This window comes from Streptomyces sp. NBC_00370 (assembly GCF_036084755.1).
Taxonomy (GTDB): domain Bacteria; phylum Actinomycetota; class Actinomycetes; order Streptomycetales; family Streptomycetaceae; genus Streptomyces.
On sequence record NZ_CP107968.1, the window covers coordinates 3521268 to 3535960 of the forward strand.

15 protein-coding genes are annotated in these 14693 nt (G+C 72.3%); 7 read left to right on the forward strand and 8 right to left on the reverse strand.

The annotated features are described in order from the left end of the window. Window positions 1-4 precede the first annotated feature (4 nt). The 7 genes from OHS57_RS15590 to OHS57_RS15620 all read right to left on the reverse strand — a co-directional run bounded on the left by OHS57_RS15590 (window position 5) and on the right by OHS57_RS15620 (window position 8959). On the reverse strand, window positions 5-1171 hold the full coding sequence (locus OHS57_RS15590) for a glycosyltransferase (protein ID WP_328582323.1): 1167 nt from the start codon (window positions 1169-1171) through the stop codon (window positions 5-7). Further along, window positions 1168-1980, reverse strand: coding sequence for a polysaccharide deacetylase family protein (locus tag OHS57_RS15595; protein ID WP_328582324.1), 813 nt, complete (start codon window positions 1978-1980; stop codon window positions 1168-1170). Before OHS57_RS15595 ends, OHS57_RS15590 begins: the two co-directional genes overlap by 4 nt. Further along, window positions 1970-3616, reverse strand: coding sequence for a lipid II flippase MurJ (locus OHS57_RS15600; RefSeq protein WP_443042896.1), 1647 nt, complete (start codon window positions 3614-3616; stop codon window positions 1970-1972). Before OHS57_RS15600 ends, OHS57_RS15595 begins: the two co-directional genes overlap by 11 nt. Next, a complete protein-coding gene (locus tag OHS57_RS15605) occupies window positions 3613-5004 on the reverse strand; it encodes an O-antigen ligase family protein (protein WP_328582325.1) in 1392 nt (463 codons plus the stop codon). The genes OHS57_RS15600 and OHS57_RS15605 overlap by 4 nt, the downstream gene beginning before the upstream one ends. Continuing rightward, window positions 5004-6536, reverse strand: coding sequence for a sugar transferase (locus OHS57_RS15610; RefSeq protein ID WP_328582326.1), 1533 nt, complete (start codon window positions 6534-6536; stop codon window positions 5004-5006). The genes OHS57_RS15605 and OHS57_RS15610 overlap by 1 nt, the downstream gene beginning before the upstream one ends. Then, the gene (locus OHS57_RS15615; protein ID WP_328582327.1) at window positions 6533-7726 is read right to left on the reverse strand and encodes a glycosyltransferase; all 1194 of its coding nucleotides are present in this window, start codon (window positions 7724-7726) and stop codon (window positions 6533-6535) included. Before OHS57_RS15615 ends, OHS57_RS15610 begins: the two co-directional genes overlap by 4 nt. A gap of 66 nt (window positions 7727-7792) precedes the next feature. Then, window positions 7793-8959: a DUF3344 domain-containing protein gene (locus tag OHS57_RS15620; RefSeq protein WP_443042897.1), complete on the reverse strand. Its 1167-nt coding sequence runs from the start codon at window positions 8957-8959 to the stop codon at window positions 7793-7795. A 266-nt stretch (window positions 8960-9225) separates the two neighbouring features. On the opposite strand from OHS57_RS15620, the gene OHS57_RS15630 reads away from it, so the two are divergent. The 5 genes from OHS57_RS15630 (at window position 9226) to OHS57_RS15650 (ending at window position 11934) form a co-directional block, all read left to right on the forward strand. Then, window positions 9226-9465: a chaplin gene (locus OHS57_RS15630; protein ID WP_041988776.1), complete on the forward strand. Its 240-nt coding sequence runs from the start codon at window positions 9226-9228 to the stop codon at window positions 9463-9465. Between the two features lie 281 nt (window positions 9466-9746). After that, a complete protein-coding gene (locus tag OHS57_RS15635; RefSeq protein ID WP_328582330.1) occupies window positions 9747-10463 on the forward strand; it encodes a hypothetical protein in 717 nt (238 codons plus the stop codon). 139 nt (window positions 10464-10602) lie between these two features. Continuing rightward, the gene (locus OHS57_RS15640) at window positions 10603-10884 is read left to right on the forward strand and encodes a hypothetical protein (protein ID WP_041988771.1); all 282 of its coding nucleotides are present in this window, start codon (window positions 10603-10605) and stop codon (window positions 10882-10884) included. 106 nt (window positions 10885-10990) lie between these two features. Next, a complete protein-coding gene (locus OHS57_RS15645; protein ID WP_041988768.1) occupies window positions 10991-11230 on the forward strand; it encodes a chaplin in 240 nt (79 codons plus the stop codon). 512 nt (window positions 11231-11742) lie between these two features. Continuing rightward, a complete protein-coding gene (locus OHS57_RS15650) occupies window positions 11743-11934 on the forward strand; it encodes a hypothetical protein (RefSeq protein WP_328582331.1) in 192 nt (63 codons plus the stop codon). A 77-nt stretch (window positions 11935-12011) separates the two neighbouring features. On the opposite strand, the gene OHS57_RS15655 is transcribed toward OHS57_RS15650, so the two are convergent. Continuing rightward, the gene (locus OHS57_RS15655) at window positions 12012-12506 is read right to left on the reverse strand and encodes a DUF5949 family protein (RefSeq protein ID WP_328582332.1); all 495 of its coding nucleotides are present in this window, start codon (window positions 12504-12506) and stop codon (window positions 12012-12014) included. 86 nt (window positions 12507-12592) lie between these two features. Here OHS57_RS15655 and OHS57_RS15660 point away from each other — a divergent pair, with 86 nt between their 5' ends. Together OHS57_RS15660 and OHS57_RS15665 are read left to right on the forward strand one after the other, a co-directional pair. Then, the gene (locus OHS57_RS15660; RefSeq protein WP_443042898.1) at window positions 12593-13825 is read left to right on the forward strand and encodes a damage-control phosphatase ARMT1 family protein; all 1233 of its coding nucleotides are present in this window, start codon (window positions 12593-12595) and stop codon (window positions 13823-13825) included. A gap of 113 nt (window positions 13826-13938) precedes the next feature. Further along, complete coding sequence (locus OHS57_RS15665) at window positions 13939-14682, forward strand: dienelactone hydrolase family protein (protein ID WP_328582333.1); 744 nt, start codon at window positions 13939-13941, stop codon at window positions 14680-14682. Window positions 14683-14693: the final 11 nt, after the last annotated feature.

A 14693-nucleotide genomic window follows, 5' to 3' on the forward strand; every position in this document is an offset into this window, starting at 1 on the left:
CCGCTCACTTCTCGGATGGGGTGCGGTCTGGGGTGGGGTGCGGGCCGCCGACGGTGTGCTCGTAGACGGCCATCAGCTGGTGTGCGCTGCGGGAGATGTCGTAGTGGTGTGCGGCGGCCGGCACCGGCAGCCGGTGCGCGTCGCGTCCCCTGAACCGCTTCTGCTCGGCGGCCAGTTCGGCGGTCAGCTCGGCGATCGAGCCGCTGATCCCGCGGGCGCCGGGCGCCGCCTGCGCCGGGAGGTCCTGGAGGGCGGGACAGGCGGCGTGCAGCACCGGAAGTCCTGCGGCGAGCGCTTCGACGACGGCGAGGCCGAACGCCTCCTCCGGGGACGTCGAGACGAAGACGTCCATGGCGGCGAGCAGCGACGGCAGGTCGGAGCCCGGCGCGGTGCCGCTGCCGGGCGGGTCCTCGCAGGCGCCGGGCAGCAGCGTCCTGTGCTCGGCTCCGCGCTGCGCGGCCAGCCGCAGCAGCCCGGCCCGTTCGGGTCCTTCGCCGACGAGCAGCAGGTGTGCGTCCGGCAGTCCGGCGACGGCCTGGACGAGCGTCCCGAAGCGTTTGGTCGCCGCCAGCCGTCCGACCCCGCCGACGACGAAGGCGTCCTGCGGCAGCCCCAGCCGGGCGCGTGCGGCGCGCCGGGCGCGTGGGTCGTAGCCGAAGCGGCCGACCTCGATGCCGTTGGGCACGACATGGATACGGTCGCCGCGCACCCCCCAGCGCTCCAGCCGGCGGGCGACGGTCGCGGAGACGGCCACGGTCGCGCTGCCGAGCCGCTCCCCCGCGAGATACAGCGCGCGGGCGCCCTGGGAGAGCGGGCGGCCCTCGATCTGGGCGTCGCCCAGCGAGTGTTCGGTGGCGACGACGGACCGTACGCCCGCGAGGCGCGCGGCGAACCGCCCGTACAGACAGGCCCGGTACAGATGCGTGTGCACCAGGTCGTAGCGGCCCTGCCGGACGAGCCGGGTCAGCCGGGGCAGCGCCCCGATGTCGCGGTTGCCGGTCATTGCGAGGTCGGTGACCCGCACCCCGTCGGCGACGATGCCCGCGGCGACCGCTCCGGGGTTGGTGAGGGTGACCACCTCGCTGTCGGTGGGCAGTTCCCGCAGCAGCAGCCGCAGTTGCTGCTCGGCGCCGCCGATCCCGAGCCCGGTGATGATGTGCAGGACCTTCACCCGTCCGCCTCCCCGCGGGCGCCCTCCGGGACGAGCGGTTCGTCGGCCGCCGCGTACGGCGGCTCCGGGTAGGGGCCGTACGCGACGGACTGGCGGCGCCGTGGGTGCAGTGCCCACTTGGCGTGCATCCGCCAGCCGGTGTCCCGCTCGCCGACATGGATGCGCGGCAGCGCGAACAGGCCGGTGAGCGGCCCCGGGCTGATCCCGACGGCGTACGAGTAGCCCGCGGCCCGCACGGCGTTGACGGCGCGCGCGTCGACCGAGCCGTACGGGTAGCAGAAGCCGGTCACCTCGCGGCCGCTGACGGCCCGCAGCAGGGCGCGGCTGCGGGCGGTCTCCGCGGCGAGGAGTTCGTCGTCGACGTCCGGTCCTGTGAGGTCCGTGTGCAGCAGGCCGTGCGAGCCGATCTCCATCCCGGCGTCCACGGCGGCGCGGATGCCGTCCTCGGTGAGGAGGGGCTTGCGCGGGCCGAGCCGGTCCCATTCGTTGCTGCCGCCGATCCGGCCCGGCAGGACGTAGACGGTGGCGGTGCAGCCGTAGTGCCGAAGCAGCGGCAGGGCGCCGGTGACGAAGTCGGCGTAGCCGTCGTCGAAGGTCAGGCCGACGAGTCCGGCGCCACGCCCGGCCGCGCGGGCGCGCAGCAGCCGTTCCATGGAGACGCCGGTCAGGCCCCGGCGGCGCAGCCAGTCGAGCTGCCTGGCGAGCCGGGCCGGGGAGACGGTGACCTGGTAGGGGTCGTCGGTGGGGTCGGCGACCGAGTGGTACATGACTGCCCACAGGGGGCCGGCGGACGTGTCGTCAACGGGCATGCGCGAGCCTTCGTGTGACGGGACGGAGGATGGTGTCGATCTCGGGTGCGCGCAGGGCGCGCGCGATGACGAGGAACACCGCGGCGACCGCGACGCAGGCGGCGCAGGCGCCGAGCAGGGGGGAGGGGACGAGCGCGCCGCACAGCCACCCGGAGCCGGTGGCAGCGGCCGCAGCGGCGCTGAGTTTCACCAGGCCGCCCGTGGTGTGTGCGATCCGGACGGGCACGCTGTGCCGGCCGACCCCGGCGAGCAGCAGGGCGGCGGTGACGGTGATGCCGAGCGCGTTGGAGGCCGCGATGCCGAGGACGCCCCAGACGTGCAGCAGCAGGGCGCCAGCGACGGCGTTGACGGCGAGCCCGGCCAGCATGGCGACGGCGGGGAACCACAGGGGGCGCGCCGCCGAGAAGTAGCAGCGTACGAGCGCGCCGACCAGGGTCTGGCCGAGCAGCCCGAGGGCGTACACGCGCATGACGGAGGCGGTCGCCGCGGTGTCGGCCTTGACGAAGGCGCCGCGCTGGAAGAGCACTTCGATGATCTGCGGTGCGCAGGAGATGACGGTGGCGGCGCCGATCAGCACGATGATCCCGGCCAGCGCCAGGTCGCGTTCGACGCGCCGCCGCGCCACATCGGTCTCGCCGGCCGCCATGGCGCGGGCCACGACGGGGAACGTGACGGTGCACAGCATCAGGGAGAGGGTCATCGGCATCTGGGCGACCTTCTGCGCGTAGTTCAGATGCGAGATGGCGCCTGCGGGCAGCGGGGCGGCGAGGAAGCGTTCCACGAGGACCTGCGACTGCCTGCTGAGGGCGAAGACGATGACGGGGGCGAGCAGTCCGAGCGCGACGGGCGGTCCGCTCTTGGCCTCGGACTGCGGCTGGTCGGCGGTGCCGGGCGCGCGTTCCTTGAGCCTGCGCCACAGGGCGGGTACCTGCACGAGCGCCATCAGGACACCGCCGACGGCGACGCCCGCAGCCGCCGCCCGTACGCCGATACGGTCGCGCAGCACCAGCATCGTCGTGACGATGCCGATGTTGTAGACGGCGTAGATCGTGGCGGGTGCCACGAACGAGCCGTGCGCGCGCAGCGCGGCGCTGAGGTACCCGGCGAGGCCGAAGCTGAAGGCGCAGGTCGCGGTCAGCCGGGTGCAGTCGACGGCGACCTGCGGTTCGGGCAGTCCCGGCGCGAGGACGGCGACGACCCAGGGCGCCGTGGCGACGAGCAGGGCGGCGCCCGCGCTGAGTACCAGGAAGAGCCGGGGCAGCGTGGAGCGGACGAGCGCGAGCACCGGGTCGGGTGAGAGCCGGTCGGCCCTGCGGGCGATGGCGAGGCTGAAGGCGGGGACGAGGATCAGCGCCATGGCGTCCTCGATGAGGAGCGTCGAGGCGACCTCGGGCACGGTCCAGGCGACGAGGAACGCGTCGGTGTCGGGGCCCGCTCCGTACAGATGCGCGATGGTCTGGTCGCGGAGCAGCCCGAGCAGCGCGCCCGCCGCGGTCAGCGCAGCGGTCAGGAAGGCGGCCCGCGCCAGGAACCGCCCGGAGGACGGGCCTGTGGTGTCCGTGCCGGGTGGGCCCGGCTGGGTGGGGACGGCGGGCAGCGACGGTACGGAGGGCGGGGACTGCCGGGTCTCGCTCACGCGTGGGCGGCCCCCTTGTCGGACTCGCCGTGCGCGGCTGACGGCCGGTCACGCATCGGGCCGAGCGCCCAGCAGGCGGCGAGTCCCAGCATCACGGCCGTCAGGACGGTCGAGGGGCCGCCGATGTCGGCGTAACTGAAGTCGATCAGCTGCCAGACCAGCAGTCCTACGACGGCGATGGCGCAGCCTGCGCCGGTACGGGAGCGGCGCGCGCCGGGCAGTCTGCGCAGCGCGCACACCAGCAGCGCGGCCCAGCTGCCGACCAGGGCGACGATCCCGAGCAGCCCCTGTTCGCTGAGGACGAGCAGGTACATATTGTGCGGGGACAGCAGCGGCTGGCGCTGGAAGCCCGCGCCCGCGCCGTCGGTGTCGCTGCCCGAGGACAGCGCGAGCGAGGCGTGGCTGTCGCGGTAGGCGGGGAAGCCCTTCAACCCGACGCCGGTGACGGGCTCTTCGCGCCACATGTCGGTGGCGGCCGCCCACATCGTGTACCGGTCGGTGACGGACTGGTCGGGCGCCGCGGTGACCTGGGTGATGGAGTCGAGCCTGTCGGTGATCATCTGCGAGCCGATGCCGAGCCCGCCGACCAGTACGACACCGAGGGCGCCGGCGACGAGCGCGATCCTGGCCGCCCTGCGCAGCCCGGACAGGGCCAGTTGCAGGACGAGCGCGACGGCGGTCGCGATCCACGCGCCCCGGCTGAAGGACAGCACGAGCGGCAGGAACAGCAGCCCGGCGCAGACCGTGGCGAGGGTGCGCTGTCCGCGCGGTACGTCGTGGTCGTCGCCGAGCGCGAAGCCGGCGCAGATGACCAGCCCGTAGGCGACGACGGTCGCCATGCCCATCACGTCGGTGGGGCCGAAGGTGCCGACGGCCCTGATGTCCTTGCCCATGTACGAGGCGCCGGTGGCGGTCAGGTACTGCACGACCCCGATCGCGCCCTGGACCAGGCCGAGGGCGACGACGGAGCCCGCGACGAACCGCAGGTCCCTGCGGTCGCGGACGAGCAGCAGCAGCGCGGCCGGTACGAGCACGAAGATCTGCAGATAGCGCGCGACACCGGGCAGGCTGACCGCCGGGTCGTACGAGGTGACGGCGGCGGCCGAGACACCGACCACGGGCAGTCCGAGGATCACGGCGGCCGTCCGGGTCAGCGGGCGGGCCCGCTGCCGCAGCAGCATGACGAAGCAGTGGACGACGAGCAGCCCGGACGCGGCGTCGGCGACCGTACCCGTACCTGACGCACCGTCATTTTCGGTCGGCGCGGGGACGGCGAGCAGGGCGACGACGGCGACGACGGGCAGCAGGGGCGCGTAGCGGCGCAGCGTCTCCCGCCAGGGAAAGGGTTGCTGACGGTCCGTCAGTACGAGTGCGTCGGCGGCGGCCATCAGCTGCCCGCCGGACGGACGAGGGAGACAGCGGTCCGCACCAGGATGCACACGTCCTGCCAGAGCGACCAGTGGTCGATGTAGTGGTTGTCGAAGCGCGACCGGTCCTCGATGGAGGTGTCACCGCGCAATCCGTTGACCTGGGCGAGCCCGGTGATGCCGACCGGCATCCGGTGCCTGGCGGCGTAACCGGGCAGCGTCTTGCTGAAGTTGGCGACGAAGAAGGGCCGTTCGGGGCGCGGCCCGACCAGGCTCATGTCGCCGCGCAGCACGTTCCACAGCTGCGGCAGCTCGTCCAGCGAGGTGCGGCGCAGCACCCGGCCGACCGGGCTCATCCGCAGGTCGCCCGCGACGTTCCAGCGGGTGGCGGCCTCGTGGTCGTCGGCGGGGCGCAGCGTACGGAACTTCAGCAGGGTGAAGGGGTGGCCGTCCTGCCCGATGCGCTCCTGCCGGAACAGCACGCCGGGGCCGTCGCCGAGCCGTACCGCGAGGGCGCAGACGAACAGCACCGGCGAGACGGCGAGCAGCGCCGGGGTCGCGACGGCGATGTCGAGCAGCCGCTTGGCGACGGTGCCGGAGCGGCGGACGGCGGGCGGGGCGACGCGGTGGCAGCCGAAGCCCCAGAGGTGCTCGGCCATCCGGCGGGGCTGTGTCCTGGCCGCGTCGCCGACGAACCAGGTGGCGCAGCCGTACTGGTGGAACAGCGCGACGAGCGAGGCGTGTCGGGCCGTGTCCCACGCGCCGCCCTCATCGGTGAAAACGGCCTCCCGCACACCGTTCTGGATGACGGCGCGGTGGATCTCCTCGGTGGAGGTGAGCACCGGCAGCGCGCCGTCCATGGCCGCTTCGCGCTCGGCGTCCCCGGCGTCCTCGTACCTGTCGTCCTCGTACCGCTCCGGCGTGGGTGCGGCGATCCCGACGGGCCGCAGGCCGTACTCGGGGTGCTGGGTGAGTACGGCGGCCAGCCGGCGCGCCGAGCCGCCCGTACCGACGACGAGCGTGGCGCGTACGGTGTTGCGGACGGCGGCCCGTCGCCGGGCGTGCACGAGGGCGCGGGCACAGCAGGCGAAGGCCAGTTGGACGCCGATGCCGGCGAGCAGGGTGGTCAGGCCCAGTACGTGGCCGGGCAGCAGGGCAGCGATGACGGCTGCGGCCGCGCACCACGCGACGGCGGCGCGTGCGGCGAGCGCGGGGAGCTGGTCGAGCGCGGAGGGGGCGACGGCGGGCCGGTAGAGCCCGGCGTGCGCGTTGAGCACGGTCACGCAGACGACGAGCTGGACGGCGAGGACGGCGCCGCGCTGCTCGTCGCTGAGGACGGCGGTGGCCAGCAGCGCCGCCGCGCAGTCCGTCGCGAGCAGCGGGAGCCCGTAGCGCAGCGGGGTCCCCGCGGGCCTGCGGGGTGGCAGTGCCACGCGGTCCGGTGTGTCACGGTCCCGGTCACGGGGCGGGGCGATCGAGACGCGCCCCCTGGCCTGTCCGCCCGCCTGCGCGGGCCCCGAAGGCGAAGGGACGCTGGTGCTTTCCGTGGTCACTGGGGGATCGGCTCCCTGCGCTCGGGGTGCGGCGCGGCGGCGACGTCGCGGTACACGCCCGCGACGGCCGCTGCGGTCTGCCGCACGTCAAAGGTGCTGAGTACGTGCTGTTGGCTCGCGCGGCCGAGGGCTTCGCGCAGGACCTTGTCACCGAGCAGAGCGCTCACAGCGGCGGCCAGCGCCCGGGAGTCCTCGGGCGGGACCAGACAGTGGTCCTCCCGTCCCGGCGGCAGGCTCTCGCGCGCGCCGTCCACATCGCTGAGGACGACGGGCCTGCCGCTCGCCATGGCTTCCAGCGGCGCCACCGCCATGCCCTCCCAGCGGGAGGGCAGGACGACCAGGTCGGCCGCCAGGTACCAGGGCGAGGTGTCGGCCACCGGCCCGGCGAAGAGCACCGACCGCGGTGCGGTGGCACGCAGCCGCGCCTCGTCGGGTCCGTCGCCGACGAGGACCAGCCTGGCCTGCGGCGACCGGTGGGCGATCAGCTCCCAGGCGCGCAGCAGGACGTCCTGGCCCTTCTGCCGGCAGAGCCGTCCGACACACACGACGACGGGGGCCGCGCGTGAGAGCCCGGCGAGCAGCGGCAGCGCGGCGCGGGCCGCCGCCGTACCGGCCGGATCGGCCGCTCCCGCCGCCGGACCGAACCGGGTGATGTCCACGCCGTTGCGTACGACGGTCCATTCGGCGTCGACACCGGCGCGTTCGCCGGTGCGCCGTTCGGCGTCGCTGACGCAGATGACGCGGTCGGTCCAGCGGGCGGCCCAGCGCTCCCAGCGCAGGGCGAGCCCCGCCGTCACCCCGCCGACGGCCTCGAAGGACCAGGCGTGCGGCTGGAAGACGGTGGGGACGCGGCCTCGGACGGCGAGCCGGCCGGCGAGCCCGGCCTTGGCGCTGTGCGCGTGGACGAGGTCGGGCCGTACCTCGTCCACCAGTCGGGAGACCTGACGCGTCTCGTCCAGCAGCCGGGGGCCGGGGCTGCGGACCGCGCGCCACACCCGCACGTCGGCGCCCAGCCGGGCCACCGCCTGCGGGAGAGGCCCCTCGTCGGGGCACGCGACGACGGCGCGTACCCCGCTGTCCAGCTGTGCCCGGACGAGATCGGTGACCACTCTGGCCACACCGCCGTCGACCGGCTGGACGAGATGGAGTGCCGTGAAGCCGGTCCCGGGCCGGTGCCGTTGTGGCTGCACGCGCGACTCTTTTCCGTGTCCGAATTCAGGGGTGCGCTTCCGGGCCAGGCCAGGGGCGCACGAAACTCAGTGCCGAGCTTCTGCTTCTACGAAAAACGCACCGAGCCAGACGGAGTCACGCCCCGTACCGAATCGAACGCCAAATCGATCTCCGCCACGCGAAAAGGCGGCTTTCAAATCGAACACATCTGAGTCGTAGCCAAGATTGTTCGCATAAGCTGGTTGTCTCTTGATCTGGCTCGAACCCGCGTCCGTAATGCTTGAGTTCATCACATCACCAGATTTATTTGACTTGTTGGTGAGCGACACACCCTTGTCGCGGCGGGAAGCGGAATTCGGCCCGGCAGCGTTCGTCACGACCTTCAGCGAGTCTCCGGTGATGCCGCTGTCACCGTCGTACGCGACGACGCCGAGCAGCCCCGAACCGCCGGCCGGGACCCGCATCTCGCCGAAGTCGACATGGCCGCTGTGGTGTTCGGCGTCGAAGGACTCGAAGCCGTCCCAGAGGGCAATCCTGCGCAGCGGCGCGTCGTCCTTCTCGTAGGCGACGACCAGCGTCCAGCCGCCCCAGGCGCCCACCCCCGACTTGCCCATGGCGACGTTGAGCTGCGCCACGGTGTACATGCCGGGACCGCTGGCGCGTACGAGCGGTGTCACGTCGGCCGACGCCTGGTACGCGTCCGCGCCGCCGACCACGCGGTGCCCGATCAGGCTGTCGGCCAGCACCTGCTTGTAGGCGCCGCCGGGCTCGGCGACCAGGACGCGGCCGTTGTCCTTCGACGGCTTCTGCTCGCCGACCCGGAGGTTGCCGCCCCAGTACAGCCGGGCGTAGCTGACGGTCGCGCCCTTCGGGACGCGCAGTTCGGCGCGGGTGGAATTGTAGGTGTTCGGGTCCTTGTCGACGTCCGTGTAGAACATGTCGAAGTCGTGGTTGGCTGCCCTGGCGCCGGTGCCGGAACCGGTACGCGCCGACGTGCACGCCGCGCCGTCGGCCGAGCGGCAGCTGATGGCCGAGTTGGCCGCCCGGACGATGCCGCCGTGCTGCACCGTCGAGTAGCGCTCGGCGAAGGGGATCCGGGACGCCTCGCGGGGCCCGGCGGCGGGAGCGGGCGTGGCGGGGGGTGTGGCAGCGGGTGTGGCAGTCGGAGCGGGCGGAGCCGCCGCCGACAGCAGATAAACCGTCAGGGCGCAGAGCACACCACGCCGTACAGCATGAACCGCGGAATTCCGCATAACAGGCTCTCCGTCCGAATGCCGAAACAAGAAGGCACCCTTACAGAGGGTGAGCTGAAAATCACGTCTAACGCGCGGAAACGCTCTGAACGTACAAAAGCACTCGGAACGGCCCGGAACCGCGTCGATGCACAACCGTTCGACCGGGCCGGAAAAGCGGTTCACTCATTCGGGGGCGCAACCGATCGACCCGTTCGGCGTTGATCGGTGTGTCGGGCAACTGCGCCCGTCGTGTCGTTTCTTTCACCACCGAGGAGCCCTCCCCCATGTCGCGTATCGCCAAGGCTGTTGTTCTGTCCACCGCGGCGGCTGCCGCTGTCGCCGGCGCGTCCGGCGTTGCCCTTGCCGACAGTGGCGCGCAGGGTGCGGCCGTCGGTTCCCCCGGCGTCCTGTCCGGCAACGTCCTCCAGGTTCCGGTCCACATCCCGGTCAACGTCTGCGGCAACACCGTCGACGTCATCGGCCTGCTGAACCCGACCTTCGGCAACACCTGCGTCAACAACTGACAGCTTTCCCTGTCGTTGCGACGTCCCAGCTGAGCCGCTCTCCCCTCACGGGCAGGGCGGCTCTTCTGCGTCCACGCGCCCTCCACCCTCGGGGCCTTGGGCCGAACGAGCACCCGACCGGCCCTGGGTGCGATCATCCGACCGATCGGGTCGTCGCAGGTCAGCGCAGGTAAGTCAGCCGGTTGGCGGTCAGCGCACAGGGTGAGGGAACGGTTGCGGGCTGTACACGCGGAACCCACGGTGAAAGCAACGTTCCCGACGCGTCCCTGAAAGGACCCTGCATGCGTCCCCTGGTTTCCCGCCGCGCCGCAACCGCCGCCGTCTGCGCAGCCCTCGTCCTCGGCACGGCAGGTCCCGCCGCAGCCACCTACTCCGCCCACCACGCCGCGCACAGCGCGGGCGCCGAGGCGCTGGCCCCGGTCCCCGGCGCCGACGCGCTCACCTCACAGACCAAGGCGCTCGGCGACGTCGGCGGCGTACTCGCGCCCGTCACCGACCTGCTCACCGCCGTACTGAAGGCCGACGGCGGCAAGCTCACGCCGGATCAGGTCACGAAGAACACCAAGGCGGTCAAGGACGCGCTGGACAAGCTCAAGGCCGCCGCACCGGCTGCGCCTGCCGCACCGGCCGCACCCGCCGTTCCCGCTGCCCCGGCCGTCCCCGCTGCCCCGGCCGCTCCGGCTGCCCCGGCCCTCCCCGCAGCGCCGGCGCTTCCCGGTGCGCAGGCCAGGACGGGTGAGGCCGGCGCCGCCGACGCCGCCGACCTCAAGAGCGACGCGGTCGCCTCCGTACAGAAGGCGACCGACGCGCTGCTGAAGGCCGCTCAGGCGGGCGACCCGGCGGCCGTGGCGACCCAGGTGAAGGCCGTGCTGACGTCCCTCGTCAACCTCGTCGTCGCGACCGTGCTCGGCAGTGGGCTGCCCGCGCCCGACCTGCCGGGCCTGCCGGCGCTCCCGGCCCTGCCCGCGGCGCCCGCGGTCCCGGGCGTTCCCGGCTGACCGAAGCCCCCGCGCGAGCGGCCCGGCCCCCGTCACGACGACGTGACGGGGGCCGGGCCGTTTCCGGTGCGGCCAATGTTCGTTACGAAAGAGAGAGTTGTTCCACACAGCACGCAACGCTGAAAGAAGGATTCGAAGAATGAAGCCCATGAAGGTCGCCGTCGTCGTCGCCGGTTCCGTGATGGCTCTCGGTGCCGCCGCCCCGGCGTTCGCCGCCGACGGACTGTCCCCGATGAGCCTGAACGGCGCTCTCGACACCGTGGCGTCCCAGGGGCTCCGTGAGGCGAAGCCGCTGAACACGAACGCGCTGGACACCGAGAACGACGGCTCTCTCGTCAACGCGGTGAAGGACACGGCGGACGGGCTCAACAAGTCGCAGAAGACCGGCTCGCTGCTCGGCGGACTGCCGCTCGGCAAGTAGTGCCATTACGCCGAATGACGGATTTCCCCGCGTCGCGGTGTCATCCCGCGAATTCGGCAACCGCCCGTCCCTACACTGAAACAAACCGTTGAGGAAGGCTATTCATATGAAGAACACCAAGAAGGTCGCACTCGTTATCGCCGCCGCCGGAATGGCCGCCGGTGCGGCTTCGGGCAGCGCCTTCGCCGACGCGGGCGCCGGCGCCGTCGCCGCGCACTCCCCCGGTGTGCTGTCGGGCAACATCGCCCAGGTTCCGCTGCACGTCCCGGTCAACGTGAGCGGCAACACCGTCAACGTCATCGGTCTGCTCAACCCGGCGTTCGGCAACACGGCCGTCAACAACTGACACCGTTGACCGGTCGTCTTTGACGTACCTGCCGAATGCTGAGCGGCTGCGCGGAGTTGGGGCTTCGCGCAGCCGCTCCATCATGCCCGGACCCGTACCGGGCCCGTGCCTGACGCAGCCCGGACGTATATCCGAAGAATCGCACGGTCCGCGCCCCGAGGTCGAAGAAGCGTTTCAGCCTTCCCTCGTGACAGCGCTTCTTGAGTGACCGTTGACCCGCTGTGTGCGTTCCTCTTGCATGAACTCCGTCCGCGTTCCCCGCTGGGAGCGCTCAGCGGCACCCGCAGAATTCCTCAACGACCCCGTCTTCCCGCCGGCGCCGACGCCGATCTATTCCGCGCTGGTACGGGAATGGCGTGCCGCGGGCCGCACGGTACCGGCGCAGGGCGAAGCACCGGAGAACGGCATCCGTTCCCGCTTGCAGTAGTGGAGACGTTCCCGGCGCGCCAAGTCCCCGCCGCCTGATGAGCGTCGTACACGTCCCTGCCCCCATGTAATTGAGGAGCTCGAACATGAAGACCATAATCGCGCGTGGTGTCGCTGCCGCCGCCCTGGCCGCCGCTGTCGTCGTCCCGCTGGCGGGCGTTGCCCAGGCCGCCCCGCAGCAGGACCGGTGCGACCACCACGAGAGCTGTGGCTGGCACCACCACGGTCACCACCACGACGATGACGACCTGCTCGGCCTGGGTCTTCATCTCCTCTGATCGCACAGCGCCGCGGGCCCCGGCCGACGGATCGATCCGTCGGCCGGGGCCCGCGCTGTTCTTCTCTTGCGTACCTGTCAGCCGGTCAGGCTGCGCACCGGGAGCAGGCAGTGCGCAGCGGTGGCGAGCATCGTGTCGTCGCCGACGAAGGCCCGCAGCTTCTCCTCGGTGACCGGCACACCCGGCGTCCCGTCCGTCCACGGCTTCGTGGCGACGATGAAGTAGACCTGCCCGCTCTCGCGCGCGTCCTGCTCCCACTCCGGCGGCACGGGGCACTGCGCGTTCAGGTAAGGCATCGTCAGTACGGCCCTGCCCGCCTCCACCAGCAGGGTGATCGCGACGCTGGGCTTCTTCGCCACGTCGACGATGTCGCCGCCCGGCTTGAGCCCGATCTCGGAGAGGACGGTACGCATCGTCTCCTCGCCCGCCTCGGCCCCCTCGCGGCCGTCACCGAGGGAGTAGGCGAGCAGGAACGGGGCGTCGCGTTCGCCTTCTGAGGGGTCGCTGGTCCAGGGAATCACCGAGAGGGTGCCCAGCAGCGGGGCGTGTGACGCGGTGTTGGTAGAGGTCATGTTGCGGACAGTACTGGCCTGCGGGTACTCCCTGTGAGCCCATGTCACCCATGTGGGCGACGGCGATCTCGGGTACGTTCGCCGGCGTGCGTAATCAACGGAACGTGACGGACGGGACGGGCTCCGGGGCCGGCGAGGAAGCGGCGACCCCGGAAGCGCCGGTGATCGTGAGCAGCGTGGCGGGCTCCTTCCCCTGGGGCGTGCTGACCCGCCGTCACCCCGCGCTCATCAAGCAGGTGCGGGACGCCTTTCCCTACGAGCCGTGGCAGCACAGCGCCCTGGACGCCCTGCTGGCCTCGGTCACCGACGGCGTGATCGAGCCGCTGCCGCCCGGCGCCCACGACGCCGCGCAGTGGGAGGCGTGGGGCGGCGGCGAGCAGTACGGGCGGCGGTGGGGCGACGCTCCGTTCCTGTGGGCGGAGAGTTACTTCTACCGGCTGCTGCTCGGCGCGGTGGGCTACTTCGGCGCGGGCCCCTGGCAGTCGGTCGATCCGTTCGCCCCGTTCAAGCGGGCCGAGTTGCGCGGCGACACCGTCGACAGCGAACTCGCCGCCCTCGACCTGCTCGTACCGCTCCCGGAGCGCGAGCGGGCCGACGCGCTGCTGCGCGCCTCCCTCTGGGGCAACCGCGCCGACCTCGGCTTCCGGCTCGACTCCGCCGACGGCGAGGCCGCGGAGAAGGACGACCGGCTGGTCGCCGACGACAGCGCGCGGCTGTGGTCCCTGCTGCCGCCCGACGGCGCCGCGACGGTCCAGCTGGTCGCGGACAACGCGGGACGCGAACTCATCCCCGATCTCGTCCTCGCCGACCACCTGCTGCACAGCGGCCGGGCCGGCCGGGTGGTCCTGCACGTCAAGCCGTGCCCGTACTACGTCTCCGACGCCACGACGGCGGACGTCGTGGACTGTCTGCGCCGGATCGCGGACGCGGACGGCAGCGCGGCGCTGACCGGCCGCAGGCTCTGGGCGGCCCTGGCCGACGGCAGTCTCCAGCTGCGCGCCCACGACTTCTTCCGCGCGCCGCTGCCGTACAGCGCGATGCCCGACGATCTGCGGGCCGAGCTGTCGGGCAGCGCGGTGACGCTGCTGAAGGGCGACCTCAACTACCGCCGCCTGGTCGGCGACCGGCTGTGGCCCGAAACGACACCGTTCGCCACCCTCACCACGTACTTCCCCACACCGGTAGCGGCGCTGCGCACCCTGAAGTCGGACGTGATCGTCGGCCTGGAGGCGCACACCCTCGCCGGACTCGAAGCGGAACGTGACGCGTGGCGCACGAGCGGCACCCACGCCCTCGTCCAGGTGCGGGACCGATCCTGACCCTCGCCGGGTGGGCCACCGCCGGATTGGCTGACAGCTCCCCGGTCTACTGTGCAAATGGTGTGGCCACGGAAGCGGCCACGCGTGACATCAGCCGATCGGAAAGGCATCTCATGTACGACGCGCTACTGGCGGAGACTGTCACCATCACCGGCCATGGCGGAGACGAAGTGGAGGCGTACGTCGCACGCCCGATGACCCCCGGGCCGATCGGCAGCGTCGTGGTCATCCACCACATGCCCGGCTACGACGGGCCGACGAAGGAAATCACCCGCCGCTTCGCCGCCGAAGGCTACGCGGCGATCTGTCCGAACCTCTACACCCGCGAGGCCCCCGGCGCTTCCCCGGACGACGCGGCGGCTGCGGCCCGCGCGCAGGGCGGTGTGCCCGACGAGCGCCTGGTCGGCGACGTGGCAGGCGCGGCCCGCTATCTGCGCGGTCTGCCGTCCAGCAACGGCCGCGTCGGCACGATCGGTTACTGCTCCGGCGGACGCCAGTCGTTCCTGGCCGCCGTCAGCCTGGACCTGCAGGCGGCCGTCGACTGCTACGGCGCGTTCGTCAGCGGCATCCCGCCGAAGGACTTCCCGCTCCAGCTGGAGCCGATCGCCCACCGCTCGAAGGACCTGTCCTGCCCGCTGCTCGGACTCTTCGGCGCCGACGACAAGTACCCGTCGCCCGAGCATGTCGCCGAGCTGGAGCAGGAGTTGAAGGCCCAGGGCAAGGAGTACGAGTTCCACTCGTACGAGGACGCGGGACACGCGTTCTTCGCCGTCGACCGGCCGAGCTACCGCCCGCAGGCGGCGGCGGACGGCTGGAACCGCATCCTCGGCTTCTACGGCCGCACGCTCGCGTCCTGAAGGGACAAACC

Coding starts and splice junctions, on each gene's coding strand:
- OHS57_RS15595 (WP_328582324.1), bottom strand. CDS start 1,980: ATGCCCGTTGACGACACGTCCGCCGGCCCCCTGTGGGCAGTCATGTAC.
- OHS57_RS15605 (WP_328582325.1), bottom strand. CDS start 5,004: ATGGCCGCCGCCGACGCACTCGTACTGACGGACCGTCAGCAACCCTTT.
- OHS57_RS15620 (WP_443042897.1), bottom strand. CDS start 8,959: ATGCGGAATTCCGCGGTTCATGCTGTACGGCGTGGTGTGCTCTGCGCC.
- OHS57_RS15630 (WP_041988776.1), top strand. CDS start 9,226: ATGTCGCGTATCGCCAAGGCTGTTGTTCTGTCCACCGCGGCGGCTGCC.
- OHS57_RS15635 (WP_328582330.1), top strand. CDS start 9,747: ATGCGTCCCCTGGTTTCCCGCCGCGCCGCAACCGCCGCCGTCTGCGCA.
- OHS57_RS15640 (WP_041988771.1), top strand. CDS start 10,603: ATGAAGCCCATGAAGGTCGCCGTCGTCGTCGCCGGTTCCGTGATGGCT.
- OHS57_RS15645 (WP_041988768.1), top strand. CDS start 10,991: ATGAAGAACACCAAGAAGGTCGCACTCGTTATCGCCGCCGCCGGAATG.
- OHS57_RS15650 (WP_328582331.1), top strand. CDS start 11,743: ATGAAGACCATAATCGCGCGTGGTGTCGCTGCCGCCGCCCTGGCCGCC.
- OHS57_RS15655 (WP_328582332.1), bottom strand. CDS start 12,506: ATGACCTCTACCAACACCGCGTCACACGCCCCGCTGCTGGGCACCCTC.
- OHS57_RS15665 (WP_328582333.1), top strand. CDS start 13,939: ATGTACGACGCGCTACTGGCGGAGACTGTCACCATCACCGGCCATGGC.